Source organism: Roseivirga sp. (assembly GCF_965216855.1).
In the GTDB taxonomy this organism is placed as follows: Bacteria; Bacteroidota; Bacteroidia; order Cytophagales; family Cyclobacteriaceae; genus Roseivirga.
Window position 1 is genome coordinate 2319914 of record NZ_OZ244204.1, and the last position, 26867, is coordinate 2346780.

The window sequence follows — 26867 nt, forward strand, 5'->3', positions numbered from 1 at the left end:
TTAATCATGAGAGTCTATTTTGATAATGCAGCCACTACTCCTCTTGATCCAGAGGTGTTTGAAGCCATGAAGCCACTCATGCTCGACATGTATGGTAATCCATCTTCAACCCATGGCCATGGCCGGGAAGTGAGAACCAAGATTGAATACGCCAGAAGAACGGTGGCAGAACTACTGAATACTGTTCCCGGTGAGATTTTCTTTACCTCTGGTGGTACAGAAGCAGACAATACTGCTATTCGCTGCATGGTAGACGCTTATGGAATCAACCACATCATTACTACTTCCATAGAGCATCATGCTGTAGGGCACACTGTTGAAAAGCTGGTGGAACAAGGCAAAGTAAAGGCAAGCTACGTGGAGCTGGATGCGCTGGGCCATGTTAATATGGACCACCTGGAAGAGTTAATGAAAAACAATCCTAATTCATTGGTAAGCATTATGCACGCCAACAATGAAATAGGTACTAAGAACGATATTGAGAAAATCGGTGAAATGGCCGATGAGTATGGTGCTACCTTCCATTCCGATACAGTTCAAACTATGGGTCACTTCAAGCATGACCTTAAGTCTTTGAAGTGTCAGTTTGTGGTGGGTGCCGCCCATAAATTCCACGGACCGAAAGGTGTTGGCTTCCTCAGAGTATGTAAAAGCAGATCGATTGGAAGATTCATTGAAGGTGGGGGACAAGAGAGAAACCACAGAGGTGGAACTGAAAACGTCTATGGAATCATAGGACTGGCCAAAGCCCTTGAGCTGGCCTACAGTCATATGGACGAGCATACAAAACACATTCAATCTGTAAAGGACAGAATGATTATCAAGCTGAGAGAAAACTTCCCTGACATTCAATTTAACGGAGACATTGACCCTGCCAGAAGTTTATATACAGTACTCAATGCAAGCTTCCCTCCACATGAAAACAATGGCATGTTGTTGTTCAGCCTGGATATTAATGGTATTTCTGCTTCCGGTGGCAGTGCATGTTCCAGCGGAGCCAATACAGGCTCGCATGTATTAAATGGTATCAAGGCAGATCCGGACAGACAAGGAATACGTTTCTCTTTTAGTAAATACAGTACTGCTGAAGAAGTAGACTATACTGTTGACAAACTGGTTGAGATCTTTTCTCCTGTAATGGCCTGATGATTAAAAAAACAGTCATTTTCATTTTCCTGACACTGGCAGGTTTTGCTTGCTCAGACTCGGATATTGATGTGATTGAAGTAGAGGCTGTCATTGAGGATGTGAGCAATGAAGCAGGCTTCGAAAGCTGCGAGTGGCTCATTTCCTTTAATGGAACCCGCTATAAACCATCTTATTTACCCCCAAGCTATCAGGTTGATGGATTACAGGTTTATGCCAAAGTGGAATTACTGTCAGAAACAGCCAATTGCAACGGCAGTTTGAACCTGATCCGTATCGAACAGATTTCTCCGGCTAACTAACTATCATCAATCGGAGAAGACCGATTGTGGAGAGTATTAAGCCTTTTTCACTAAATCTTCCAGGCAATCTACCCAAACCGGAGAATCGTTCAGGCTGGGCACCAGGTCCCAAATTTCACCACCCGCTTCGTGAAACTCCTCTTTAAACTCTTCTCCTACTTCGAGTGTAGTCTCCAGACAGTCAGCAATAAAGGCAGGCGAGAAAGCCAGTACCTTTTTCTTACCCAGGGCAGGCAAGGTTTTCAAAAACTCATCAGTATACGGTTGAATCCAAGGATCTTTCCCTAATCTCGACTGGAAAGTAGTTGTGTATTCTTCTTCCTTCAGACCAAGGGCCTCTGCCAGAAGCCTTGAGGTATAAAAACACTGAGCTCTGTAGCAGTAGCGGTTTCTCTCATGGAATGCATTACAACATGTTCCCAGCTGACATTGATTGCCGACAGAACCTTTTTTGATATGCCTTTCCGGCACGCCATGATAACTGAAAACCACATGGTCATACTCCTGCTTATCCATCATCTCCTTACCATTAGCAGCAAAGGCCTCAATGAATTTAGGATGATCCATAAACTGGTTAATATGGGTAATTGAAGGAATGATTTGCCACTGATTCACAATGGTATTCACCTTTTCTGAAACTGATCCGGTAGTAGCAGAGGCATATTGAGGGAACAATGGAATCACGATAATCCGCGATACATTCACTTCCTTCAACTCATTTAAAGCCTCTTCAATACTTGGGCTTTGATATCGCATACCTAAAGCCACCTGATAATCATTACCCAACTTCTCCTGGAGCATGTCGCGGACATCATATCCGTAGAACTTCAATGGGCTACCTCTGTCTTCCCAAAGCTTAGCATACTCCTTAGCACTTTTAGGTGCTCTGAAAGGAGCAATTATTCCTTTAACAAGCAAGGTGCGAGGAATTACAGGGATATCGATTACCCTGCCATCCATTAAGAATTCCTTTAGGTATTTTCTCACATCACCAGTAGCAGGGCTATCGGGGGTGCCCAGGTTTACCAGCAATACTCCAGTCTTATTTTTCGACATATCGAATTGTTCTTCAGAAGAAACCGGGGGCAAAGATATTTGTTTTTGAAAAGGGGGAGGAAAAAGAACAAACAAAAGAAGCTGCCCGAAGACAGCTTCCCATCTATTACACTCTTAATAAGGCTCTAATCCAGTCATCTCCTCCAATCCTGAGCTTTTGACCCTTTTGTAGAGAGTGCATTGTAAGGTAGTTGCTTATTAAACAGTGTAAATATTGAATACCCTTAGTATTACCATTGACTGTCGGCTGATTGACCCCGTATGGAACAAATTTCACCCCTCGAAAGGTTAACTTGTAATCTATGAAAACCATCAAGCTTAAGTTTCCAAACAAGGAAGGGCAAATGCTGGCCGCGAGGCTGGAGTTGCCAGTAGACAAAAGAGTAAACGCCTACGCCATATTCGCTCATTGCTTTACTTGTTCTAAAAACCTTATCGCAGTCACCCATATCAGTAGAGGCCTTACTTCAAAGGGGATAGCTGTGCTTCGCTTCGACTTTACCGGACTTGGCGAAAGCGAGGGAGACTTTGAAGACACGAACTTTTCCAGCAATGTCAGCGATCTCATTACCGCGGCAGAATACCTGAAGGAAAACTATGGTGAAGCTAAAATCATGGTGGGTCACTCTTTGGGAGGAGCTGCAGTATTAATGGCCGCAGCTCAATTAAAGCATATTGAAGCCATTGCCACCATAGGCGCTCCGGCCGATCCTGTTCATGTCACGCACCTCTTCCAAAGCTCGCTGGAAGAAATCGAAGCTTCGGGCAAAGCAAAGGTTTCTTTAGGAGGAAGGCCTTTTACCATTACCAAACAGTTTGTGGAAGATCTGGAAGAATACGAAAAGCTTGATGTCATTAAAGAATTAAGAAGGCCCTTATTGGTGATGCACTCTCCACAGGACGAGATAGTAGACATTAAAAATGCCGAAAAGATTTATGTCTCAGCCATGCACCCCAAAAGCTATATCTCACTTGATGGGGCAGACCACCTGCTCACCAATAGAGATGATGCCGAATATGCGGGACAAATGGTAGCGGCCTGGGCATCGAGATACATTAAGGTTGAACCGGCAGATGATCTCAAAACCGAAGAGCAGGTTGTGGTTCGCAATGAAGCTGACAAAGGCTTGCAAACTGAAATTATGGCCAATGGTCATTTCTTATTGGCTGATGAGCCGGAAGACCTTGGTGGCACTAACCTGGGAGGAACTCCGTATGACTTATTGATTTCAGGTCTGGGTGCCTGTACTGCCATGACCATCCGGATGTATGCCAATCATAAAAAGTGGCCATTAGAAGAAGTAAAGGTCCATCTAACCCGGGAAAAAAGACATGCAGAAGATGCGACCGGACTCGGTGAAAAAGACAAACTGGAGTTTATTGATCGCTATGTTGAACTCACCGGAGACTTAACCGATGAGCAAAGACAACGTATTCTGGAAATAGCCGACAAGTGCCCCGTTCATAAAACATTGACCAATGGATTGAAAGTTAATACTACCTTAAAAGAGTAATCTTCAATCTTATGAAAAAGCTATTCATCCTGCTCATACTTTCTGTGGCTATGAGCAGCCTCTCTGCTCAAGACCTTTATATAACAGGGGGACATTACTTCGACACGCCTTCAGGTAGAATGATTCCCAACCAGGGCATAGTTATTAAATCAGGAAAATTTGTCGCAGTCAACCAATCCCTGGCCAATACCGAAGGCTACGAAGTACTTGTACTGGGAGACGATCAATTCATATTACCAGGCATCTTCGATCTGCATGCCCACTACCGGGTAACTTTTGATGGGGTAAGAAGAGATGAAGTGGAGGCCAACCCAGTTATCTTCCTGGCCAATGGTGTTACTTCTACCTTTCCGGGAGGAGAAATCCAGCCTGAATTAATGCTGGAAGCCAGAAGAGCCATTAACAGGGGAGAGAAAATTGGAGCCAGAATACATAGCTCAGGCCCGTATTTCGGTACAGCCTTTCCGGCCTGGGACCGAAGTACAACCATTGAAGATGTATATGCCACGGTAGACAAATGGGCCGAACTGGGTGCTGCAGGCTTTAAAGCCAAGGGAATTAACCCTGTATTGTTACAGGCGCTGATTGAAAGAGCACATCAACATGGGCTAACCGTAACGGGACACCTGGATTCAGGATTTAGAAACTCTGTTAACCCAAGAGATGCCATCAGCATGGGTATTGATCGCATTGAGCACTTTCTGGGAGGAGATGCGCTCCCCGATTCTGTTTCAGCCTATGCCTCCCTGCAAAACCTTGACCTAAGCAACCCACAAACGCTGGCGCAAATCGACAAAGAGATTAAGTGGTTCATTGCACATAATGTCTATTTCGATGCTACCCTTACGGCCTATGGATACTACGGTCACAGAAATGAATACTATGATCAATGGCATAATGAAAGAAAATACCTCACCCCATATGCCTTTGAGATCACAAAAGAGACCCGGCAGGAGCTGGGCATGTTCCAGAAAATCTTCGATGTAAAGAAGCAGACTGTAAAACGATATTATGATATGGGTGGAAAAATCACTCTGGGAACAGACCATCCATCAGTGGGAGAATATATTCCCGGATTCAGTTCTCACAGGGAGATGGAAGCCCTCAATGCCATAGGTATTCCCAATACAGATGTGCTCCGTATAGCCACCATCAATGGTGCGGAAGCACTAAGAATGAGCGATAAACTGGGCAGTATTGATGTTGGCAAATTAGGTGATCTTTTCGTCATTACAGGTGACCCTCTGCAAGACATCAAAAACACTCGTCATGTAATTTGGGTGGTAAAAGGAGGAGTTAAGTACAATAGCGCTGAGCTATTGAAAAGTGTGGAAGGTACCATGGGGCCGAAAGATGAAAATGACTGGAAGTGATATTTATACTGTCAACCTAACCGTCAATCTGAACTTGTTTCAGGATCTCCACTTCATCCACCACACCTGAACTCAATTCAGGATGACATTAAAATAAAAATGGAGGCTTAATTGCCTCCATCTTTTTTGTCCGTCCCTTCTTCCTGTCCTTTTCCTAATCTGCGCTTCATCATCATTCTGCGCTGATTCTTAAACCTTTCTACTCTTTGTCTATCGAAGCGTTGATCTCCTCTTCGGTTTTTAAACCTCTCTCTCATTCTATCACCATGCTCCGCTTTCAATGCTTTTAGCTGCTCTAACTGCTCAGGAGTTAGTATGGACTCAAGGGCTTCTCTTTGCTGCTGACGCTCTACAAAAGCATCTCTCCTCATTTCCTCTCTCAACTTTCTGAACTGCTCAGCTCTTTCCTTCCTCTCCTTTTGTGTCGCTTTCAATTGAGCATCAAGCTCAGTCTTTTGCGCTTCAGACAGACCAAGTCTTGCCGCTATCTGTTCCGTTCTCAGCAGAGTCTTCTCTTCCTGCTGTGCCATCGCCATCTGGCTCATCAAAACCATCAGGGCTATCACAATTGTTTCAATAAATGTTTTCATTTCGCTGCTGTTTGGTTCTTTGATGATTTTAAGGATTGAAGGTTTAATTGAACCTTTCGGTCATCAGATACCTTGTATTTTATTCGGATAACAATAATTCTCTCTTATCTTTCAGATTGCCTTGTATTTTTGTAGACCCTGATGCTAGAATTTGAACAGACATTAATACTTCTGGGAGGCTTTGCTATTGTAGCTGTTGCTGCGAATCAGATTGCCATATTCTTTCAGAAGCTTAAACTTCCCTTAATTACCGGCCTGTTGATTATAGGTTTGTTTGCGGGACCTTTCGTATTGAAGTTGTTGCCTAAAGGCACAAGTCATGGTCTGCAATTCATCAATGACATCTCTCTGGCATTCATTGCCTTCGCAGCAGCCGCTGAGTTATACCTCAAAGAATTAAGAAGCCGCCTAAAGAGTATCAAGTGGATGACCTTCGGTCAGCTGTTTGTGACCTTTGTTGGTAGTGGTCTGTTAATCTACTTCCTCGCAGAATACATACCCTTTATGGCCGACCTGTCGACCGCTGCCAAGGGAGCTATATCCGTGTTGATGGCCTCCATTTTTGTGGCCCGTTCTCCGGCATCAGCGATTGCCGTAATTCAGGAAATGCGCGCCAAAGGGCCTTTTGTGCAAATGGCTATGGGGGTAACTGTAGTGAAAGACTTTTTAGTCATTCTCCTCTTTGCCATCTGTTTTTCCGTATCCATTACACTGGTCAATGGAGATCCATTTACACTCAGCTTCCTCCTCATTCTTATTGGAGAATTGGCCGCCTCTTTCGGCCTGGGCTGGGTAGTGGGAAAATTGCTTACTCTGATGCTTGGCTGGCACATGCACCAATACATTAAGGCAGCACTGTTATTACTCATTGGTTATTCAGTCTATTTATTAAATCACTTTATTGAAGCCAATTCAATTGACTGGGTTGGAAAGACATTACACCTGGAGCCACTGCTAATCTGTATCATCGGTAGTTTTATAGTTACCAACTACTCCAAATACCGTCAGGAATTCATTAAAATACTGGAAGAACTCAGCCCTTATGTATACATCTGTTTCTTCACATTAACAGGGGCTAATGTTTCTCTCGATGCCTTGATTGCTTTAATAGGAGTGGCTTTTATGCTCTTCTTTATACGATTGATCACCATGATTCTGGGCTCACTGATCGGAGGCAAACTTTCAGGAGACCCGGCCCTCTTTCAGCGTATTGGCTGGATGCCTTTTGTTACCCAGGCCGGTGTTGGTCTTGGTCTGGCAACCGTAGTCGCCAATCAGTTTCCGGAATGGGGAAATGAATTTCAGACAACGGTAGTAGCGGTGATTGTTATCAACCAGTTTGTAGGACCACCATTGTTCAAGTGGTCAATCAACATGGTGGGTGAAGCCCGCTTGAGAGCCACAACTCCTCATTTCGATGGGGTGCGGGATGCCTTCATTATCGGTTTTGAATCCCAATCACTTGCACTGGCCAAGCAATTGAAGGAGCATGGATGGGAAGCTGAAATCATCACCCGAAGAAAAGATGTAGATCCTGCTGATTATCCCGGTCTAAGCATTCATCTGGTAGATGACTTCAGCCTGAAAACGCTGGAAGGACTAGACATCAAAAAGGCCGAGGCTGTTGTACTCACCCTCACTGACCCAGAAAACCTGGCCATTGCAGAGACCCTTTATACCCATGTGGGTACCAAGGACATTGTGGTAAGACTTGATGACCGTGAAAACTTCGATGCCTTCCATAAGCTCGATTGTCTCATTGTAGATCCATCAACAGCTATGGTAAGTTTGATGGACCACCTGGTACGTTCTCCGCAAGCGGCAACTCTACTTTTGGGTATGCAGGAAGATCAGGACACCATGGATATTGCGGTCATGAACGAAGACATGAGAGGTCTGGCCCTCCGCGACCTGAGGTTGCCTTCAGACATCATTATTCTTTCTGTCAAACGCAAAGGTCAAACCCTGATTACACATGGTTATACCAGGCTGAGAATTGGGGATATCTTAACGGTAGTAGGATCGTTGGATAGCTTACAGGAAGTAGCCCTCAGGTTCGACAGGTAATCAAAGGACGGTAAAAGGAACAGATACCTTGGTATCATCCCAAGCCATAGTGAGTTGCGGCTGACCGTTCTCTTCGGTGAAGTCTATGGTAAATACCTCAACGGTCTGAGGTAACTTTTCCACTTCTCCTTCAACCGTCAAAACATTGAATTCGGGATAATACTCTGTGCCCCAATCGGGAATTTCAGAGTTAAAAATTACCTGCCAGCGATCAGGATTAGGAATGGTTACCAGAGAATACTTTCCGGCAGGCAGTACTTCTCCATTCATAAACCGAATATCCCTCGTCAACTCAATTTGAGTAGCCTCATTGGCCCCGGTTCTCCACCATTGATTGTAAGGAACCAAATCGCCAAAGATCATACGCCCCTTTTTCGATGGCCTGTTATAGAATACCTTGATAGCAATATCGGAATTGACGTACTCCGCAGTTTCCTCAGGACTATACTGTTTGGTCTGGTACAATCGATACTGGTTGAAGCCCACAATAATGAGTGTGGCAAACAAAATTGCTCCGAATATGTACAGAATTCGTCTGTTCATGCCTTGTAAATATATTCAATTCAAAATAGCTGCTATCAGAAAACGTCCGAATTCTGCGGATTTATAGGTTTAATGATGTTTTTCATTTTTGAATTCCCATTGGTTTTGTTGAAGGTGATTTCCATATCTTTGCGGCATGGCACAAAATGACGATAATCTGCTCAAGAAAATTACCAGTCATGCAAAGGAGTATGGCTTCATTTTCCCTTCCAGCGAGATCTATGATGGTTTAGCAGCGGCCTATGACTATGGTCAAAATGGGGTTGAGCTTAAGAACAATATTAAGCAGTACTGGTGGAAAGCTATGGTACAGCTCAATGAGAATATTGTAGGTATCGATGCTGCCATATTTATGCATCCTACTACCTGGAAAGCCTCCGGTCACGTAGATGCATTCAATGATCCTTTGATCGATAACAAAGACTCAAAGAAGAGGTATCGTGCCGATGTATTGATTGAAGAGGTCATTGCCAAGTACGAAGCCAAAATTGAAAAAGAAGTAACCAAGGCTGAAAAGCGTTTTGGTGATGCTTTTGATAAAGAACAATTCCTGGCCACCAACCCGAATGTACAGAGGAGTCAGGCCAAGATAGATGAAATCGAAAACCGACTGGGAACCAGCCTCGAAAAAGGTGATCTGGCCGATATCAAAGCCCTAATTGAGGAACTGGGCATTGCCGATCCGGTTTCAGGATCTAAAAACTGGACAGATGTACGTCAGTTCAATCTGATGTTTTCTACTGAACTGGGTTCTGTAGCTGATGGAGCAAGTAAGATTTACTTAAGACCAGAAACAGCTCAGGGTATTTTCGTGAACTACCTAAACGTGCAAAAAACGGGTAGAATGAAGCTGCCTTTTGGTATTGCACAGATAGGTAAGGCCTTTAGAAATGAGATTATTGCCCGTCAGTTCATCTTTAGAATGAGAGAATTTGAACAGATGGAAATGCAGTTCTTCGTGAAGCCGGGTGAAGAAATGACCTGGTATGAAAACTGGAAAGCACAGCGTATTGCCTGGCATAAGGCCCTGGGATTAGGTGATGACAACTACCGATTCCACGACCATATCAATCTGGCCCACTATGCCAATGCGGCTACCGATGTGCAATTCAACTTCCCAATGGGATTCAAGGAGCTGGAAGGTATTCACTCAAGAACCGACTTCGACCTGAAAGCCCATGAGGAGCACTCGGGTAAGAAGCTACAGTTCTTCGATCACGAAGAGAACAAATCTTATGTACCTTATGTGATTGAAACATCAATTGGTCTGGATCGTATGTTCCTGGCCATTATGTCTGCCGCATACACCGAAGAGACTTTGGAAGATGGTAGCGAAAGAACCGTACTGAAAATACCGGCTGCTTTAGCGCCATACAAAGTGGCAGTACTTCCACTGGTAAAGAAAGACGGTCTACCTGAAAAAGCCCGTGAAATACTGGCTGACCTGAAATTTGACTTCAACTGCCAGTACGATGAGAAAGATGCCATTGGTAAGCGTTACAGAAGACAGGATGCTATTGGTACTCCTTATTGTGTAACTGTGGACTACGATTCCCTGGAAGACAACACGGTAACGATCAGGGATAGAGATGACCTGTCTCAGATCAGAGTGTCTATCGATGAGTTGAAAAGCAAGTTGAAGGAGAATTGTGCACTGGAAGCTCTTCTAAAGAAGCTTTGAAAAACCAATCCATTCAAACTTCCATAAGTATTAGACCAGGAAACAGCACTGATATCAGTGCTGTGCTGGATATTGCCAGCACCTGGTTGTCAGCATTTGACCCGGAAGGCAAAAACGTTAATGGCTTTCTATTTGGTACAGCTTATACCGAAGAAGACCTGCTTAGAATCATTGAAAGTGAAGATATTGCTGTAGCACTCTACCAGGAAAAGGAAGTTGTTGGATATTTTCTGGTAGACAACTTCTCCAACAATCCTACTTCAAGACTTTACCGACAACATTTAAAAGCTCTATTGCCTGGAAAAGAAAGAGTTTGCCCCCGCGCACAGATTGCTATCAAAGAAGCGTACCAGGGCATGGGTATTTCTGGTCGGCTAACGGCTTTTCTAAAAGAGAGCGTGAACAGTCGTTATGATGCTATTTTCTCAATAGTCTCTCTGCAAAATCCCAAAATGCCAGTACATGAAAAGGCGGGCTGGCAGGTTCTAGGCAAAAATGACGACTTCTATTTCGTTATGCTTGCCTTGAAGTAATCAGCATCGTTTTTCAGCATAGATCCAGCCCAATGGTAGTTGAAGCTCAACATCCTTATCACTGACCCAGTTTTCAAAAGTCTCTTTGCTGATCAAATCTTTCCTCCTCATTTCCGACATTAGTTTATGAAAACGAAAAAGCTCATGGACCTGGTCAGTCCCCAGAAAACGATGATACTCAATTCCCTGCCTCAGTATGCTGAAGCCCGATATTTCCATATTTACCGGTAGTTCACTTAAGGCTAAGGAGTATGGGAATCTTTCTCTTATCATGTAGTCGATAAGATGCTTTCCTGAAGTACTGTCTCGAAAATTCAAGAGCAATTTGTTATAATAAGTATCCATCAGGAACAGCTTTCCTCCCGGCTTCAATACTCGATTAAGCTCTTTCAGTGCCAGGTCATGGTCTGGTAAGTGCTGAAAAACCCGATCTACCCAAACTTTATCAATGCTATGATCTACCAGGGGCAATGAGAATATATTCCCCACCAGAAAGTTAATGCGTTGATTAGTTGCATGCCTTTGTTTGGCTTCTTTAATAAATGATTCATCCGCATCGATTGCCACTACATTGACACCAGTATTGGAGAATTCAATAGCATCCAGCCCAATACCACAACCTACATCTAAAATGGTTTCTCCAGCCCCGGGGCTCAACCATTGATAACCCAGCTCTTTGGATGAAGCAAACATTCTGGATACTCTTTCCAGATAGTTACCATCATAGGTTCTTTCAAGACTCATTTCTCAAGCATATAGTCTAATAGTTTACCAGGAATATCAACGCCACATACATCTATCAATGCACTGAATCCGGTAGGATTATTAACCTCCAAAAGAAAGAAGTTACCCTCTTCATCCTCTAAAAAGTCGACCCCGGAGAAATCAAAATTGGCGAGGTGCGATGCTCTTACGGCCTCATTGTTCAGTTGATCACTCAAGTTCATAGACTCATACACGGGGGCTCCCGGAGTAGCGGCATTTCTAAAATCACCTTCCTGCATCCGAAAAACAGCCGAAGCAATCACCTCATTTCCCAATACAATCAAACGACAACCTCTCCTGGCTCTGATAAAAGACCGCATAATGAACTCCTGTCCGATTGAGGTTAAATAGTCTACTGTAGAAATTAATGAAGGCCAGCTTTCAACCTTGATGGTGCCAATCCCTCTGGTACTCGATCTGGTTTTAAGAATGATGGGAAAGCCTCCCAGTACTTCCACATATTTTTTCAGATAAGAGTCATTCCTATTGATCTTATAAATGGTTTTAGGTGCTTTAATATCATGCTTGTCTAGCAGAAGTGAAAATGGTATTGTATCTACATTATGAGGCCTAAGAGATGGTGTCTGCCGATAGATAGTTTTTACCTCATTATTCAGCAGCAGGTCTTCAAGCATTTCACTTCCTCTGCAGGAGTTGTAGAGCAAGTCATCAACTCCTGGTTCAGGCAGTGCACTATAGTCTGCCTGAAGGCTGTCGATAGCACAAAAAACGACCCCCTTCCTATTACAGGCTTCTTCAAACTGCTGAAGGCGTAATGCCACTCCTTCGTAATACCCCTCATGCAAGCAATAGAATTTACTCTTCATAGGTTTCTATGTGAAAGATTAAAATGGGTCTTCTTCATTGGTTTAAACCGGCTTTCAGCAGATATATGGTTTCAGTGATAGAGAAAGGATATATAGAGTTAGTATCCTGTTCCCTGCTTTGAACAATTTCACAGCCCCATTGAATTAGCTGCGGCAATCGCCATCCCTTGGCAATCATCCAGGTTTCACAAGCCTTAGACTTGTCGTTGCGCATAAAATCAAAACGGCTCTGGTCTAGTAAGCGACCAACACCTTTCCTTCTATAAGATTGATCAACTGCCAGGCGGGAATAAAACCAGAAAGGCTCCCGCACATCAATCTCATTCGGCCGATTAAACTCCTGTATATAGGGAATTTCCAAAATACTGTTCAGAAGGGTGAGTCTGGCAGAACCAACGAGATTTTCTCCCTCCAAAACAAGGAAATGGTTACTTCTGGTATCCAGTTCGTCTGTTAGTCCATTAGGATAGGTTCTAAAATTGACTTTTTCGGCATAGGCCGAATTTTCATAGCATCTCACCCTAAACCTGGCGATTCGATCCAGATATTCTTCACCATAAGAAACTTCAACTTTCATGGTTGCAATCAATTATCGCTTTCCGCACCCTGCTTACCAATGACCTGCCATTTGATGATTTTTGGGGATGGAGGATTCAGACAAATAGTGAGCATTAACCCAATAATGATGAGTGTGAGTCCAATCTGATTAAAGTTGAAGATTTTTCCTTCCAGTATCATTTCCAGAATAAATGTGGCCAGAGCACCTAAGACATAAGGCAATCGGGCATATTCTGCTTTAAAACTCTTTAATAGCCCCAGGCTCATGAATACCATGGCTACCTGAATACCAGCTCCTCCCAGGAAATAGCCCATGTCCAGATCTGTCATCAGAGAAAAAGTCTCTCCGTTGATACTGCCAATGATGAACCCACCCAAAACTGAACTGAAAGAAAAGGAAAGCGCAATGGTATATTTTGATTCGGAAGTCGTCTGGCTTTTAATGATCAAAATCGTAGCGGAATAAACCAATACGCCACTTAGTGCATAAATGAATCCGACAGGATCCTCATCGTTGAACCTGGCATCAAAAGCAAAGAACAGCAAGATGATTATAGTCCAGACTGAAAGATAGAACTGCAGACTATTCAACTTTCTCCCACTCAAATAAGCGAGTAAAACCAAAAAGGCAATATCCATTCTTTGAACCAGGGCAACAGAGCCGGCAGAAAGGTATTCATAGCTCTCTGTAAACAGCCATATACTTACCGCACCCATGATAACCCTAACAAAGAGAAGATTGAAGTTTTTAATTTTGGGCTTTTCCCTGTAAATAATCATTAATGCGATGGTCACGACACAGGCCAGGGAACCTTTAAAAAGCATGATTACAGAGGAAGTATACCCCTTGCTCACCAGAAATTCTGTGAGGTTATTATTAACCGCCAACAGGACAATAATGAGTACAGCAACTGATTTTTTCATTGGACTTTAGTTTGAAGGAAAAGCCATCTAAGCATCTCCTCCGCGCAATTGGTTTTAAAATCTATTTCATGTGGAGCAAAATTTTGCGGGAAGTTGACTTCCAGAATAAATGTCTTTCCATCGCTCTTCCTCCTAATCAGGTCGACCCCTGCAAAATTATAATTGCAGGCATGCGCTGCCTGAATCGCTAACTGCTCACTCTCCTTATCCAAAGAGATTAGCTCATTGTGATTTTTGAAATAGTCGGTACGAAAGTCCTCAAGTCCTACAGCCCTACTGATGGTATAAAGCACCCGATTACCTAATACAGTAACGCGCTCAACCGAATCGGCTTCTATCCATTCTTTTAGTTGAAAAGCAACATCTTCAGCAACCAGATAGTCGGCCAGGCTATAAAGCGAAGATAAAGAATCGACAGACATAACTCCTAATCCTCCCGACTTTCCATAGGTTTTCAGTATTAATGGAAAGCCTCCAAGGTAGTTGGCATAGTCTTTTAATAACTTTCTGTCACTGGTGCCACAAAAAATAGTTTTGGGGGTTGATATGTTCTGAATGGTAAGTGCCGCCTGCAACATACCATTATCGTCCTTAATTGAATTAGGGTTATAGCTTCTGTAAAAAGTTTTTACCCGTGGGTTCAACAAAGCATATTCCAGTAGGTAACTGCCCCTTGCACAGTTGTAAAGACCATCGTTTTCGGTTGGAACAGGAAGCCTAGAAAAGTCTGACTTGGCCTGATCGAGAACAACAAACTCAATTCCCAATTTTTGGCATCCTTTATCTAATAGTTTCAGCCTGTCTTCAACATTATGGCTTTCTGTCGACACAGAATTAAAGAGGCAAAAGAATTTGGCAGACATTATTCTGAGAGTTTCTTAATGAGTAATTCAGTAGGTCGTTGCTTAGAAAACGGGTAGTCTGGAGAGTCATAACCAGTTATAGTCTCTACTAACCGGAAGCCATGGTTTTCCCGATAGTACTGGGTTTTGACTTTAGCCAGGATAACCAGATAGAACTCTTGTCCTTTAAGCTGATTGATGATGTATTCATCGATCAATAATGAAAGTCCCATTTTCATGAAATCCGGGTGAATGGCAATTCTGGAATAGTACCAAAACGGGGACCAACCAATGGGCAATGCCTGTGAATTCAGGTTATAGTAGGGTATTTGAGAAAGAGATTCTAAGCTGATCAATCGGGCACAAGCGATAATCTGACCCTCATTTTCAATTATGAAATGACGGCTCTTCTTGTCCAGATCATCATAGAATCCTTGGGGGTAAGTTTCACTGTTGATGTATTGCCTCTGATCAGAATGTTCATATGCCACAACACGCAACCGAAAAATCTCATCTAATCGATTAAGGTCAGTTAACTCCTTTACCTGATACAAGCTTCTGGTTAATTTAAGTTTGGTCTTTTGGCTGATACGGGAATATATCAATTTCCCGACAAGGATATCAACTACAGTTCAGTCTAACGGATCATAAAAAATGGAGATGTATGAGTTACACCTCCATCAAAGTTGCTTTAAGAAAGACAAAATCAGTATCCGCCTCTCACCAAACTGAGGTGACCATGTTTATCAGTATAAATCAACAAGAGTTCTCCATTCACCTGGCTCATAGAGGCCGGGCCTGCATTGTAAGCTCCGGTAATAGCGGTTTGCTCTGACCAGCCGGCTTGTGCCAGTGTACCATAACCAGAGTTGGTTGTAGCTGATTGATTCACATCATAAGAAATAGGCTGCTCAGGCGTCATAATTCCGTGAATAGAAAATTCTTCTGTTAGTATTAGCTCATTACTGACACCATTATGACACAGATGCATGACTCCATCGAGTGTAGCACAGGCCATCGCTCCGGTGCCCTCGTAAGGTTGAGTGACGGGCTCCTTTTGCTTAGGTGTTCCCGGATAGGCAGCATAGGAGAAATGGGCCACCGGAAAAATATTGGGCGACCATTTATCCTTGGTCGTATTGCTCTGAGGACCATTATAGGCTGATTTGTCAAGCGTAACCACATTGAAATCTGCAGTATTGTAAGAGCAAACCATCATTTGATGCGTGCTGGTATCCTGGAATATCAGGTAAACAGATGGTCCTAAAACGCCTAGTTGTATCTCTCCTTCTGTAGAGAATCCAACCTTCACCGCAGCTTGCCATGCTCCCTGATCATCCGTCACCATAGAATAGAGGTCACCATTCTGATTCGTATAGGCCAGCATGAGCCGGTTACCGCCATCAATCGCAGCCATTGTCACTTTACTCACCCCTTTTTGCAAAGCCTGACAAGCAACTGACCAACCCGCTGACTCTGTATAATGATGGATAGACAATTCCCCCTTCTTGTCAACTGCTGCGAGAGAAAGCAAAGTAGGAGTTGAAGCCATAGCGGCAGTGCTAAGGTTCCCGGCACCGACTAGTCTTGATTCAGCCCAATAATCTCCATCAAACGTAGTGTAATTCAACTGGTCGTCTTCATCTGAAAAAACCAGGTATAGCGTATCCTTATACCCTGCAGAGGCCAGAGGGCCTTGAGTCTTAATGGGTACTTCTTCCGGAGCTTCCCAGATAAAGGTTTCACCCCAAAGAAACTTGAACCAGTTCGCCTCCTTATCATTCTTTTCCAGAGAACCCAGTCCAAAATTATGCTCTATGGTCTTGATCAGACTGTAGTGATTATACCCTTCATAAGCTACAGCTCCGGGTTCAATCATATCACCCAGCAATACGGTGTAAATCTGGTTTGGCCCGTCATAGAAATACTTTTTCTCCTGAGGTTTATCGTAGAGTGCTTCAAAATCAGCCTCATCATAAGTAACCACCACCAATGTATTAGGTGGTAAATGGGAGTCAGGCCCCGGGAAGTTAAGTTTACCAAAAAAGCCTTCCAGCCATTCCGCTGCCTGGTTTACCAGTTTAGGGGCTCTTTCCTTGGGTTGTTTCTTTTTATCAGCGGGTATAGCAATCGGATTAGTCCCATCTACGTAATGACCATCATTCCACATATTGGGGGTAAACCAGCTATAGGCTGGCAAGATCCCGTTCAACAGGTCTGAAAACAGATCTGCTTCATTTTGAATCTTGTTCCATCGCTGCTGATTGTGCACAATATTGCAGAAGGAAGAAAAGGGGTTATGCTTAATCATATAGGGATACTCATCCTGAGGTACCAGGTCGGAAGACCAGGCCTGGTTTTGCGGAATGTAACTGTCCATATATGCCTTCCAATCTAACCGATAGGGAGATTCTTCTATCAGGTCAACTATGGTCCTTTGAGTCAGCAGTTTAGGAGGCCTGTCGTCATCGGTCATATTACAGAGCTCTCCTGCAATAGATGAAATGTAATTGGTTTGTGAGGGGTGCATGACGCCAAAGTAGTTGGCCATGTCTATTCCCTGTTTGGCAAGTGAGCGGAAATATGGATTGTCCATCACATAGCTCCGATACTGGTTCTCGAACATGATAATCAAAACATGATCGAAAACCCGGTTTGTGTTTGTGTTCATTGTGTAAGGTTTATAAATACGAGCAATGAATTTATGAAATTTATAGCTCAGGAAAACACCAATTCATGAGCTATAAATCTTCCATTTATAGCTCATCTTCAAAACAAACCCATCTGCCCTCGATTAGTCTTCACAAACAAATCAGTTCGTAATGGCTGCCTAAGGCTTCTGTTAGCAAAGTATTTGGCTTTACTGAGACTAAAAAGTTGATGCACTGACTCCACCATATTTCCTTCTCCCCTCATTCTGGTGCCAAAGCGGCTGTCATTCAACTGCCCTCCATGAGCCCCTTTAATCTGGTTGAGTATTTTTTCAGCCCGATCCGGAAATGCCTGTTCCACCCAGTGTTCAAAAACCTGGGCAATCTGACCGTTGAGCCGAACCATGGTAAAGCCTGCACTTCTGGCTCCCGCTTTTGAAGCGGCTTCCATAATAGCCGGAATCTCATGGTCATTTAATCCAGGAATTACCGGACCAATCATGATATTACAGTTGACGCCTAGTCTGCTCAGCTGTTCAATAGCCCTGAGTTTTTGTTGAGTGGTCGCAGTTCTGGGCTCCAGCTTCCTCCTCACTTTTTCATCCAGGGTAGTGATAGAAAAGATAATGGTTACTAGGTTGTCTTTGGCCAGCTCAGCGACAATATCTGCATCGCGGGTTACCAATACGTTCTTGGTGATCATGCCCACAGGATGCTTATACTTCAGAAATACTTCCAGCAACTTTCTGGTAATCCCCAGTTTTCGCTCAATGGGCTGATAACAATCTGTATTTCCCGAAAGCACAATAGTGGCCGGTTGGTACTTTGGTTGTTGAAAGTACTTCTCCAGCAAAGCTGGTGCATTCTCCTTATATAATATCACGCGTTCAAAGTCGAGGCCAGCATTATAGCCCCAATATTCATGAGAATTTCGTGCATAGCAATAAATACAGCCGTGTTCACAACCCTGATAAGGGTTTAATGAAAAGTCCATACCCACGTCAGGGCTCGTAACTTTATTCACAATCGTTTTGGGAAAAATGCGCACGTACTTGGTCGGGGGAGCCCCTTCATCATACTCATCAATACCTTCCAGGTGTTCCTTCACATATTCATACATTAAAAACCGGTTTTTCACCTGCATCTGTGCGCCTCGCCCCTTAATCATGTTCTATTATTTTTAGTATCACTAAAATATGTAGTATTTGGCTAAATATTATGGTTGGCTGAAATAAAGTTGTGCACTAGTTAAATTTTGTTGAGAGTGGCTTTTTTGATGGGCGTCAGCAAATATTAGCAGGGATCACTTATCTTGAATTCAACATTCAAATCTGAATCAAACGAAATCAACGATGAGAATACGACTAGAAATGATGGTGTTGGTGGTGTTTATCTTCTGTGGCCTTTCGGCTCCGGAAGCACTGGCGCAAAGAAGAAATCGAAACAATGCTGAAGAAAGCAAGAAGGATCCATTGGATGGTATCTCTCTCAGCAACTTCAAATTCAGGGGTGTAGGGCCCGCTCTTACCTCAGGTAGAATTGCAGACTTCGCAGTTAACCCTGACAATCCAAGTGAGTTTTATGTGGCCTCCGCTGCCGGTGGTGTGTGGAAAACCACCAATGCCGGAACCACCTTCGATCCCATATTTGATAATTATGGAAGTTACTCTATTGGTTCTCTGGCTATGGACCCTAATAATCATAATGTGATTTGGGTAGGAACCGGAGAGAACAACAACCAAAGATCAGTATCCTATGGTGACGGGGTTTATAAGTCCATCGATGGAGGAGCTTCCTTCAAACATATGGGCCTGAAAAACTCTGAGCACATAGGCATGATCGCCATTGATCCAAGAAATTCTGATGTGGTCTATGTTGCCGCAACCGGTCCGCTTTGGAGTAGTGGAGGCGACAGAGGACTTTATAAAACCACTAATGGTGGTGAAAGCTGGGAGTTGGTGCTAGAGATTAGCGAGCACACTGGTGTGAACGAAGTACACATGGACCCGAGAAATCCGGATGTGCTTTATGCTACAGCTCACCAAAGAAGAAGACGCCAATGGACTTACCTGGGTGGTGGACCTGAGTCAGGCATTTACAAATCAACTGATGCAGGGGCCAGCTGGGAAAAAATCAACAGAGGGCTTCCTGGCGGAGACAAAGGCCGAATAGGAATGGATATTTCTCCCGCCAACCCGGAAATCATTTATGCTATTGTAGAAGCGCAGAACGGACAGGGTGGTTTTTACAGAAGCACTAACCGTGGTGCCTCATGGCAAAAGATGAGTGGTCATACGACCAGTGGTAACTACTATCAGGAGATCGTAGCAGACCCGGTTGACCCGGATAGAGTTTACTCGCTCAACACCTTTACTATGGTAACCGAGGATGGTGGAAAAACTTTCAGCCAACTGGGCGAGCAAAGTAAACACTGGGATAACCACGCCATGTGGATCGACCCGAAAAACCCAATGCACCTGATGGAAGGTTGTGATGGTGGTGTATATGAGTCATTCGATCAGGGTAAAACCTGGAAGTTCTTCACTAACATTCCTGTTACTCAGTTCTACAAGGTATCGGTAGACAATGCCGAGCCATTCTACAACATTATGGGTGGAACGCAGGATAACTATAGCCTTCATGGTCCCTCTCAGACGATTTCTGCACACGGAATCATCAGCTCTGACTGGACTGTAACGCAGGGGGGTGATGGCTTCGAGTCAGTTCCGGACCCGGAAGATCCTAACATTGTATATGCTCAATATCAGAATGGTGGTCTTTCGAGATTCGATTTAAAAAGTGGCGAATCAGTAACCATTATTCCAAGACCTGAAAAAGGAGAGGAAGAATACAATTTTAACTGGGATGCTCCATTAATGGTAAGCCCACATGATCATAAAACCCTTTATTATGCCGCCAATAAGCTGTTCAAAAGTACTGACAGAGGTGACTCATGGGAAGTGATCAGTGGTGAGCTGGATCAGGACATTGACAGAAACCTTTTGCCTGTAATGGGTAAAGTCTGGCCGATGGATGCTGTTGCCAAAAACGGTTCAACCTCTCGCTATGGAGCGGGTGTTTCTCTCGATGAGTCGAGATTGCAGGAAGGTCTCATCTATGTTGGCTCTGATGATGGTCAGATCAGCGTAACTGAAGACGGTGGTCAAAACTGGTTCAAGATTAACCGTTTCCCGGGTGTTCCTGAAAACACTTATGTATATGATCTCATTGCCTCCAAGCATGATGTAAATACGGTTTACGCTGCCTTCAATAATCACAAAAGTGGTGACTTCAAGCCTTATGTATATGTCAGTAATGACAAGGGAAGAAGTTGGAGAAGTATCAGCAATAACCTGCCGGAAGGTGCAGTTTACGCCCTAGAGCAGGATCATGTCAATCAGAATATCCTCTTTGCCGGAACCGAATATGGTGTACATGTTTCATTGAATGGTGGAGAAAGCTGGAAAGCCTTAAAATCCGGTTTGCCAACTACCAACGTTCGTGACATGGCCATTCAGGAAAGAGAAAACGACCTGGTACTAGCTACCTTCGGCAGAGGCTTCTATGTGCTGGATGATTACAGTGCCATGCGTGAATTGACTCCTGAGCTTCCTGAAAAGGCCGCACATATTTTTGCCATTACTGAAGGCAAAATGTTCAACACCTGGACTCCGCTTGGTTCTTTGGGTTCAAGAGAGCACGGCTTCCAGGGTGAAATGCACTACTCTGCTCCGAATCCGGAAACAGGAGTAACTATTAAATACTATCTGAAAGATGGCGTAAGTAGCCTAAAAGCCGAGCGTCAGAAAAGAGAGTCCGAGGCTTTTAAAAATGGCGAGACTATTCCTTACCCAACCTTAGATGAGTATAAGGTTGAGCAGAATGAACCTGCCTCTTACCTTGTATTCACAATCAAAGATGCCACGGGTGATATTGTAAGTGAACTGAGAAGTCCTGTTAGAAAAGGGATGAACCAGATCGTATGGGATATGACCTACATGAACTTCTCATCCGTAAATGCTCGTCAGGCCAACCCAAGCTCAAGCCTGGGATCATCAGGAGTTTACGTAGTACCGGGAACATACACTGTAAGCCTTAGTCAGGTGACTAAAGGAGAGTTGAGTGAACTGGTATCAGGAGTTAGTTTCGAAGTGTCTGAACTGGACAATAGAATTCTTCCTGCCGATGATTGGGCTGCGATGGCCGACTTCAAGAAAAAGGCTGCCGCTCTTTCTTCTGCCATGAATGCTACCAGATCCGTACTTTCCGAAATGAGTAGCAAGATCACTAACTATAAGGCCGCTGCAAAAGCCTTCCCTATACAGGAATCATTGGATCTGCTGGCTGAAATTGAAGCATTGGAAAAAGAAGTCGAAGCCGCTAACATAGCCATGAATGGTGATCCAGACATCGGTCGTTTAGACAAAGACCAACCTTACAGCATGAGACAGAGAGCTCAAAATGCTGCATTCGATATCTTTGGCTCTCTCTCTAATGTGACAGGAACATCTCTGAAAAACTATGAGATAGCTGCCGATGAGTTTGCTCCGGTTTTGAATTCCGTGAAGGCGCTTCAACCAAAATTTGAAGCCATGGATAGTAAGTTAGGCAATATGGGAGCACCATTGCTGCCAGGTTCACTGCCTGATTGGAAAAAATAATAAGATTGGAATTAGTGAAGAGGCCTCGGTTTTTAAATCGAGGCCTTTTTCTTTGGATTTTCCTGATAATATGACACCTTCAGGCTCTGGGAGAGAACCATTTTTTGTCGATAACCTAAGCTTTTCATCAGAAAATGACACCAATTACAATTTTCTGTATGTAAACAAATTAGTTACTGGCTATATTTGATTCTCATCAAAAGCCTCAACTAATTATTTAGAGTTTCGCAAAACCTTTAAATTTGTCATCAACGGCAGGGCTGGATCATTGAAATATGTCGTCATCATATTAGTTAGTCTTTTAACTGAGCATTCGTATGCCCAAGACCTGATATCCGTTGCCAATACTTTCCTCAACGATAAAAACTACATTGAAGCCAAGGCGGCCATAGACGAGGCCTTTCTGGAAGAAGGTGCCAATGAAAACCCAAGGGCCTGGTATACCAAAGCCAGAATCTACCATGAAATAGTTAAGTCTTCCGATCCTGATCTGGAAAGTATCAAAGCCGATGAAAAGCAATTTATTCAGCAGGTAGTAGAGGCCTATAGCAAGACGAAGGAATTTACAGACCCAAGTAACAACCTTCATATACTGGCCAGCAATCAGATTGAATTGCTTTGGGCTGACTATATCAACGCGGGGATTGCAGAATTCCAGAAAAGTAAATTCGAAACAGCTTCGGCCCTGTTCGAATCGGCTCAAATTGCCAAACCTGCTGACTCTACCGGTTACTTATATGCCGCACTTAGTGCTCAGAATTCCGGTAAGTACCAGCGAGCCATAGACAACTACATGGCACTTAGAGAAATATCACGTTTGTCGAAAAACGCCTACAATGGTCTGATCATTTGCCAGCAAGCCCTTAATCTTTCTGATACTCAGCAGTTGGATATAGTTGAAGAGGCTCTTTTTGAATACCCGAACCACCTTCCCTATATACTCCAGGAAATCCGAATCCTTGTCAGACTGAAACGTTTTGAAGCAGCTGAGTCGGTTCTCAATACCTCCATTCAAAGGAATCCGAATAATGCACAGCTGGTCTTGAGGCAGGCTGATTTGTACGACCGTATTTTCAAGGAATCCTATTTGAATGGAGAGCCGGAAAGATCAGAAAGGTACTTTGAAATGGCTTCCTCCAGCTACGAAAGATATCTCAATAGTTTCCCTGATGATTTCACCGCCAATTACAACTACTCGGTGATGATCAACGAACAAGCTAACCGGATATATGTGAGAGTAAACCTCATGAGCAAAGAGGAGTATGAACTGAGAGGAAAGGAAACCGAGCAAATCGGTCATGACTGGACGCGCAGGGCGCTACCCTACATGGAAAAGGCTCAGCAAATCAACCCGGAAGATGCCAACGTAATTAAAGCCCTGAAGGTCTATTACGAAAGACTCCAGATGACAGAGAAACTGGAAAAGCTGAATGAAAGAAATTAAACTGGTTGTAGCTTCCAAAAACCCTGTCAAAATTCAATGTGCGCTACAGGGCTTCCAAAAAGTATTTAACCATTCGAAAATTCTGGTTGAAGGACTGTCCGTTCCGTCTCATGTAGCTGACCAGCCCATGACTGATGCTGAAACTTTACAGGGAGCGAAAAACAGAGCCACCAATGCTCAGGCTGCCTCTCCAAATGCCGACTTCTGGATTGGTATTGAAGGAGGAATTGCTGAGCCGGAAGACAAAATGGAAGCCTTTGCCTGGATCTATATTCTTGGATCAGAAGGGTCAGGAAAGGCGCGAACTGCCAGTTTCGACCTTCCACCAAAGATCAGAGAGCTCATTCATCAAGGCATAGAACTGGGTATTGCAGATGATATGGTTTTCAAACGCTCCAACTCTAAACAAAAGAATGGAGCCGTGGGCATACTCACCCATGACTTGATTGACCGGGCCTCCTATTACGAACCCGCTGTTATTCTGGCTTTGATCCCTTTTGTCAATCAGGAGCTTTATTTCTAAGTCAACTGAACCACAAAAAGAAAAGGCTGTTTTAAAAGAACCAGGATTCGTCATTCTGAATTTATTTCAGAATCTGTAATTCGCAGACCCTGAAACGAGTTCAGGGTGACGTTAAACTAGCTTTTAAAACAGCCTCTTACTGTTATTCCTTTATTCTTATCTGCTTCTATTCAGGTTCTCAAACACCTTTGGTTTACGAGGAAGCTTCTCGTCCATATTGGCTGTTTGTAATACCATAGTAGCAATGATCACTGCATTCTTTTTCAGGTCAGCAGCTTCAAGGCTTTCATACACATCCATGTTAGAGTGGTGTGTTCTGGTATTGTAAGCTACAGGATCCTGAATAAACTGGAAACCAGGTAAGCCAATACCATCAAATGCCAGGTGATCTGTTCCACCTGTATTTCTGATAGTAATGGTGTTAGCACCCATTCCTTCAAATACCTTGAACCACTCTGTGAACAATGGTCTTACGGCTTCGTTGCCTTGCAGGTAAATACCTCTGATAGCACCCGTACCATTATCCATGTTGTAGTAAGCTGAGAATTGCTCATGCTTTTTATTTGGAAGTCCATTGTTCATGAACTCATTCTGTACATAGTTTCTTGAACCATAAATACCTTGCTCTTCACCACTCCAAAGACCAATTCTTACTGTTCTTTTGAGCGGCACACCTGATTCCTTCAGGATTCTCATTACCTCCATCATCACTGCAGAACCCGCTGCATTATCAGTAGCCCCTGTTCCGGCAAACCATGAATCCAGGTGAGCACCAATCATAACAATTTCGTCTTTCAGTTTAGGGTCAGAACCCTGAATTTCACCGAATACATTGTAGGCTTTAAGATCGGTATCGTGGAAATCTGTTTCTGTTTCTGCTTCGATACTTACAGGCTCACCTTTGGTCAGAAGTCTAACCATTCTGTTGTAATGCTCAGGAGCAATCTCCATTTCAGGAAGCGCATCCGGATCATTTCTTGAACCATTTGAAGTAAAGAAAGTACCCTGACCACCTCTTCTGGTGCTTAAGATCATCGCTACTCCTTCATCTTTAAAGAATTGGCTGGCAGCATTTCTCAATTGAGCCGCTCTTCTGAATTCAGCAATTCTGGCTGCGCTAAATGAACTGCCTCCACCTCTTACAGTTTCTTCGGTCATGCCATCTAATTCCTCTTCTGTCAATCTTCTGGCATCAGCTTCGAAGTTGTTGGTAGCCTCTACAGTGGTTGGCATTAAAACCACTTTCCCCTTCAGCTTACCTTTGTACTTAGCCATATCAGACTCAGACTGAATATCAACATAGACAGCCTCGGCCTTCAATACACCATTGGTACCCGGAGTCCAGGCCTTTGGAATACCGATCATGGCCTGATAATAAGGAGCAGTCATGGCGAGATAGTTCTTTCTAACATCCCATCCTTTACCAAACTCACCCCATGAATCAACCTTTACGTTGGTCAAACCCCATTCTCTCATTTGAGAAGAAGTCCACTCATAAGCTTTTTGAAGTCCTTCAGAACCTGTTAATCTTGGGCCAATCTTATCTGTCAGGTTCCAGGCTATATCCATTACCTGACTGTTGTTTAGTCCCTCGTCCTTTATCTTGTAAAGGGCATCATAGTCGATTTGGGTGTTTTGAAACCCAAATGCAGAGAAAGTGCACAAGAGCATGCACGCAAAAAATACTTTGATTGTCCTCATTGTCGAAAATAGTTTTTTCTCAATATAACCATACTCAGGTAATGAGACTTCAGATTTGGGATATATGGAGATTTTCGAGTATTAGTTGCCTTTTGCTGCTGCCGCTTCACGAATTTGAGCCACAAAAGCAGCCAAAGCCTCCTGCCAGCTGGCAGCCGCATCCCACTCCCTGCCAATAAAGATGGTATTGGTTCTCAGGTCATCGAGGTAAAACTTGTAGACCATTCGGTTGGATGGTTTCGGGCGATCTGGAAATGAAATCCAGTCATAAACCAATGCTTCGGGACCCTTTACCATTTTTAACTCATAGATGAATCCGGCTCTTCTCAAGGTAGCATCATTCTCATCCAATGCGACCAGTGACATAGTATTGGTAGAATCTACCGAAAGAGCCTCCAGTGTCTGGTTCTGTTCACGGATTGTTTGAAGCATTGAATCTCGCCTGAATAAATAGTCATGCTGAATTTTATAGACAGGCAAAGCCTCATATTTATTCGCGTCTACAGGTTTCATAGCTATCTTAAACTCAGCCACCTGAGGAGGGACGGACCTGGCCACAATGCCTGGTTCAACCTTTGGATAGAAAAACTCAGGATTTTCATTCACCAGCAAATTCGTGCGCTGAAACTGATCCGTTCTAAATGAGGTGCCTAATTCCTGCCAAACGCTACTCAGGTCTGAAGTCAATCTTGCAAAAGCTGAAGCTCCTTTGGAGTACATGCTCTCCTGATTATTGAATGGCGTAATGGCAATGAATATGGGCCCTTCTACCTGATGAGCTGAAAGAATAATAAGGTTTTGAATGCCTCTCTTAAAGGTAAAGTCAGGAAAGGCCTGGGGTATGTTCTGTGCTACATCAAAACGATCTGCCATTAAGTAGGCCACGGCATCAACTCCGTATTCAGCAAAAAACTGCTGCATCTCATCCAGAATTTCCTGCCACTCGTTTGGAGCATCGTCCATCGGCACAGAAATGAGCACCAGGCTCCTGGTTTTGAGAATATCTTCAGGAGGATATAAAGCCTGATTAAGATTAAGTGTCTTCAAATACTCATCAATACTGCTCTGAGCAAGAGCTCCAAGAGGGCCGCAAAGCAGAAAAAGGAGTAGACCAAATTTGTAGGTGATGGAGCGCAAATCTTCTTTAGGTATTGATTAAGTTTAAG

23 protein-coding genes are annotated in these 26867 nt (G+C 43.6%); 10 read left to right on the top strand and 13 right to left on the bottom strand.

Annotated elements, in window-relative coordinates:
• Positions 1-6 precede the first annotated feature (6 nt).
• Both ACOOEY_RS10395 and ACOOEY_RS10400 read left to right on the top strand, forming a co-directional pair.
• Positions 7-1146, top strand: a complete 1140-nt coding sequence (locus tag ACOOEY_RS10395; protein ID WP_420388613.1) for a cysteine desulfurase family protein — start codon at positions 7-9, stop codon at positions 1144-1146.
• Entirely contained in the window at positions 1146-1448 is a 303-nt protein-coding gene (locus tag ACOOEY_RS10400) for a hypothetical protein (RefSeq protein ID WP_420388614.1), read from the top strand. The genes ACOOEY_RS10395 and ACOOEY_RS10400 overlap by 1 nt, the downstream gene beginning before the upstream one ends.
• Positions 1449-1484: 36 nt before the next feature.
• Here ACOOEY_RS10400 and hemH read toward each other — a convergent pair whose 3' ends face one another.
• Complete coding sequence (hemH, locus tag ACOOEY_RS10405) at positions 1485-2504, bottom strand: ferrochelatase (RefSeq protein ID WP_420388615.1); 1020 nt, start codon at positions 2502-2504, stop codon at positions 1485-1487.
• A 302-nt stretch (positions 2505-2806) separates the two neighbouring features.
• On the opposite strand from hemH, the gene ACOOEY_RS10410 reads away from it, so the two are divergent.
• Together ACOOEY_RS10410 and ACOOEY_RS10415 are read left to right on the top strand one after the other, a co-directional pair.
• Positions 2807-4018 (top strand): alpha/beta fold hydrolase, encoded by a 1212-nt coding sequence (locus ACOOEY_RS10410; RefSeq protein ID WP_420388616.1) that lies wholly within the window; start codon positions 2807-2809, stop codon positions 4016-4018.
• An 11-nt stretch (positions 4019-4029) separates the two neighbouring features.
• The gene (locus tag ACOOEY_RS10415) at positions 4030-5391 is read left to right on the top strand and encodes an amidohydrolase family protein (RefSeq protein WP_420388617.1); all 1362 of its coding nucleotides are present in this window, start codon (positions 4030-4032) and stop codon (positions 5389-5391) included.
• Between the two features lie 107 nt (positions 5392-5498).
• Here ACOOEY_RS10415 and ACOOEY_RS10420 read toward each other — a convergent pair whose 3' ends face one another.
• On the bottom strand, positions 5499-5981 hold the full coding sequence (locus tag ACOOEY_RS10420; RefSeq protein WP_420388618.1) for a hypothetical protein: 483 nt from the start codon (positions 5979-5981) through the stop codon (positions 5499-5501).
• A gap of 141 nt (positions 5982-6122) precedes the next feature.
• Here ACOOEY_RS10420 and ACOOEY_RS10425 point away from each other — a divergent pair, with 141 nt between their 5' ends.
• Complete coding sequence (locus ACOOEY_RS10425; protein ID WP_420388619.1) at positions 6123-8048, top strand: cation:proton antiporter; 1926 nt, start codon at positions 6123-6125, stop codon at positions 8046-8048.
• Here the strand turns inward: ACOOEY_RS10425 and ACOOEY_RS10430 are convergent, their stop codons facing one another.
• Complete coding sequence (locus tag ACOOEY_RS10430) at positions 8049-8591, bottom strand: DUF2911 domain-containing protein (RefSeq protein ID WP_420388620.1); 543 nt, start codon at positions 8589-8591, stop codon at positions 8049-8051. It abuts the gene before it with no gap.
• Positions 8592-8727: 136 nt separating this feature from the next.
• Between ACOOEY_RS10430 and ACOOEY_RS10435 the strand changes: the two genes are divergently transcribed.
• Positions 8728-10272 carry a glycine--tRNA ligase gene (locus ACOOEY_RS10435; protein ID WP_420388621.1) on the top strand — a complete coding sequence of 515 codons (1545 nt, stop codon included), beginning with the start codon at positions 8728-8730 and terminating at the stop codon, positions 10270-10272.
• Positions 10269-10805: a GNAT family N-acetyltransferase gene (locus ACOOEY_RS10440; protein WP_420388622.1), complete on the top strand. Its 537-nt coding sequence runs from the start codon at positions 10269-10271 to the stop codon at positions 10803-10805. The genes ACOOEY_RS10435 and ACOOEY_RS10440 overlap by 4 nt, the downstream gene beginning before the upstream one ends.
• Here the strand turns inward: ACOOEY_RS10440 and ACOOEY_RS10445 are convergent, their stop codons facing one another.
• From ACOOEY_RS10445 to ACOOEY_RS10480, 8 genes are all read right to left on the bottom strand, one after another.
• Complete coding sequence (locus tag ACOOEY_RS10445) at positions 10806-11549, bottom strand: class I SAM-dependent methyltransferase (protein WP_420388623.1); 744 nt, start codon at positions 11547-11549, stop codon at positions 10806-10808. It lies immediately after the preceding gene.
• Entirely contained in the window at positions 11546-12397 is an 852-nt protein-coding gene (locus tag ACOOEY_RS10450) for an ATP-grasp domain-containing protein (protein WP_420388624.1), read from the bottom strand. Before ACOOEY_RS10450 ends, ACOOEY_RS10445 begins: the two co-directional genes overlap by 4 nt.
• 34 nt (positions 12398-12431) lie before the next feature.
• Positions 12432-12974, bottom strand: coding sequence for a GNAT family N-acetyltransferase (locus ACOOEY_RS10455; RefSeq protein WP_420384654.1), 543 nt, complete (start codon positions 12972-12974; stop codon positions 12432-12434).
• Positions 12975-12982: 8 nt separating this feature from the next.
• Positions 12983-13879 (bottom strand): hypothetical protein, encoded by an 897-nt coding sequence (locus ACOOEY_RS10460; protein ID WP_420384655.1) that lies wholly within the window; start codon positions 13877-13879, stop codon positions 12983-12985.
• Entirely contained in the window at positions 13876-14742 is an 867-nt protein-coding gene (locus tag ACOOEY_RS10465) for an ATP-grasp domain-containing protein (RefSeq protein ID WP_420384656.1), read from the bottom strand. The genes ACOOEY_RS10460 and ACOOEY_RS10465 overlap by 4 nt, the downstream gene beginning before the upstream one ends.
• Entirely contained in the window at positions 14742-15275 is a 534-nt protein-coding gene (locus ACOOEY_RS10470; RefSeq protein ID WP_420384657.1) for a GNAT family N-acetyltransferase, read from the bottom strand. The genes ACOOEY_RS10465 and ACOOEY_RS10470 overlap by 1 nt, the downstream gene beginning before the upstream one ends.
• Before the next feature lie 152 nt (positions 15276-15427).
• Entirely contained in the window at positions 15428-17392 is a 1965-nt protein-coding gene (locus ACOOEY_RS10475) for an alkaline phosphatase family protein (protein ID WP_420384658.1), read from the bottom strand.
• Positions 17393-17490: 98 nt separating this feature from the next.
• The gene (locus tag ACOOEY_RS10480; RefSeq protein WP_420384659.1) at positions 17491-18540 is read right to left on the bottom strand and encodes a PA0069 family radical SAM protein; all 1050 of its coding nucleotides are present in this window, start codon (positions 18538-18540) and stop codon (positions 17491-17493) included.
• 184 nt (positions 18541-18724) lie between these two features.
• Between ACOOEY_RS10480 and ACOOEY_RS10485 the strand changes: the two genes are divergently transcribed.
• From ACOOEY_RS10485 to yjjX, 3 genes are all read left to right on the top strand, one after another.
• Complete coding sequence (locus tag ACOOEY_RS10485) at positions 18725-22033, top strand: WD40/YVTN/BNR-like repeat-containing protein (RefSeq protein ID WP_420384660.1); 3309 nt, start codon at positions 18725-18727, stop codon at positions 22031-22033.
• Positions 22034-22301: 268 nt separating this feature from the next.
• Entirely contained in the window at positions 22302-23477 is a 1176-nt protein-coding gene (locus ACOOEY_RS10490; RefSeq protein ID WP_420384661.1) for a hypothetical protein, read from the top strand.
• The gene (gene yjjX / locus ACOOEY_RS10495) at positions 23464-24000 is read left to right on the top strand and encodes an inosine/xanthosine triphosphatase (RefSeq protein WP_420384662.1); all 537 of its coding nucleotides are present in this window, start codon (positions 23464-23466) and stop codon (positions 23998-24000) included. Before ACOOEY_RS10490 ends, yjjX begins: the two co-directional genes overlap by 14 nt.
• A 156-nt stretch (positions 24001-24156) precedes the next feature.
• On the opposite strand, the gene ACOOEY_RS10500 is transcribed toward yjjX, so the two are convergent.
• Positions 24157-25671 carry a M20/M25/M40 family metallo-hydrolase gene (locus ACOOEY_RS10500; RefSeq protein ID WP_420384663.1) on the bottom strand — a complete coding sequence of 505 codons (1515 nt, stop codon included), beginning with the start codon at positions 25669-25671 and terminating at the stop codon, positions 24157-24159.
• A gap of 111 nt (positions 25672-25782) precedes the next feature.
• Complete coding sequence (locus ACOOEY_RS10505) at positions 25783-26838, bottom strand: hypothetical protein (protein ID WP_420384664.1); 1056 nt, start codon at positions 26836-26838, stop codon at positions 25783-25785.
• Positions 26839-26867: the final 29 nt, after the last annotated feature.

Bases quoted from the DNA above. Each gene is read 5' to 3' on its own strand.
- ACOOEY_RS10460 (WP_420384655.1), bottom strand. From the start codon at position 13,879: ATGAAAAAATCAGTTGCTGTACTCATTATTGTCCTGTTGGCGGTTAAT.
- ACOOEY_RS10395 (WP_420388613.1), top strand. From the start codon at position 7: ATGAGAGTCTATTTTGATAATGCAGCCACTACTCCTCTTGATCCAGAG.
- ACOOEY_RS10465 (WP_420384656.1), bottom strand. From the start codon at position 14,742: ATGTCTGCCAAATTCTTTTGCCTCTTTAATTCTGTGTCGACAGAAAGC.
- ACOOEY_RS10500 (WP_420384663.1), bottom strand. From the start codon at position 25,671: ATGCTCTTGTGCACTTTCTCTGCATTTGGGTTTCAAAACACCCAAATC.
- ACOOEY_RS10415 (WP_420388617.1), top strand. From the start codon at position 4,030: ATGAAAAAGCTATTCATCCTGCTCATACTTTCTGTGGCTATGAGCAGC.
- ACOOEY_RS10430 (WP_420388620.1), bottom strand. From the start codon at position 8,591: ATGAACAGACGAATTCTGTACATATTCGGAGCAATTTTGTTTGCCACA.
- ACOOEY_RS10455 (WP_420384654.1), bottom strand. From the start codon at position 12,974: ATGAAAGTTGAAGTTTCTTATGGTGAAGAATATCTGGATCGAATCGCC.
- ACOOEY_RS10420 (WP_420388618.1), bottom strand. From the start codon at position 5,981: ATGAAAACATTTATTGAAACAATTGTGATAGCCCTGATGGTTTTGATG.
- ACOOEY_RS10485 (WP_420384660.1), top strand. From the start codon at position 18,725: ATGAGAATACGACTAGAAATGATGGTGTTGGTGGTGTTTATCTTCTGT.
- ACOOEY_RS10445 (WP_420388623.1), bottom strand. From the start codon at position 11,549: ATGAGTCTTGAAAGAACCTATGATGGTAACTATCTGGAAAGAGTATCC.
- ACOOEY_RS10435 (WP_420388621.1), top strand. From the start codon at position 8,728: ATGGCACAAAATGACGATAATCTGCTCAAGAAAATTACCAGTCATGCA.
- ACOOEY_RS10480 (WP_420384659.1), bottom strand. From the start codon at position 18,540: ATGATTAAGGGGCGAGGCGCACAGATGCAGGTGAAAAACCGGTTTTTA.
- ACOOEY_RS10450 (WP_420388624.1), bottom strand. From the start codon at position 12,397: ATGAAGAGTAAATTCTATTGCTTGCATGAGGGGTATTACGAAGGAGTG.
- hemH (WP_420388615.1), bottom strand. From the start codon at position 2,504: ATGTCGAAAAATAAGACTGGAGTATTGCTGGTAAACCTGGGCACCCCC.
- ACOOEY_RS10475 (WP_420384658.1), bottom strand. From the start codon at position 17,392: ATGAACACAAACACAAACCGGGTTTTCGATCATGTTTTGATTATCATG.
- ACOOEY_RS10400 (WP_420388614.1), top strand. From the start codon at position 1,146: ATGATTAAAAAAACAGTCATTTTCATTTTCCTGACACTGGCAGGTTTT.
- yjjX (WP_420384662.1), top strand. From the start codon at position 23,464: ATGAAAGAAATTAAACTGGTTGTAGCTTCCAAAAACCCTGTCAAAATT.
- ACOOEY_RS10410 (WP_420388616.1), top strand. From the start codon at position 2,807: ATGAAAACCATCAAGCTTAAGTTTCCAAACAAGGAAGGGCAAATGCTG.
- ACOOEY_RS10425 (WP_420388619.1), top strand. From the start codon at position 6,123: ATGCTAGAATTTGAACAGACATTAATACTTCTGGGAGGCTTTGCTATT.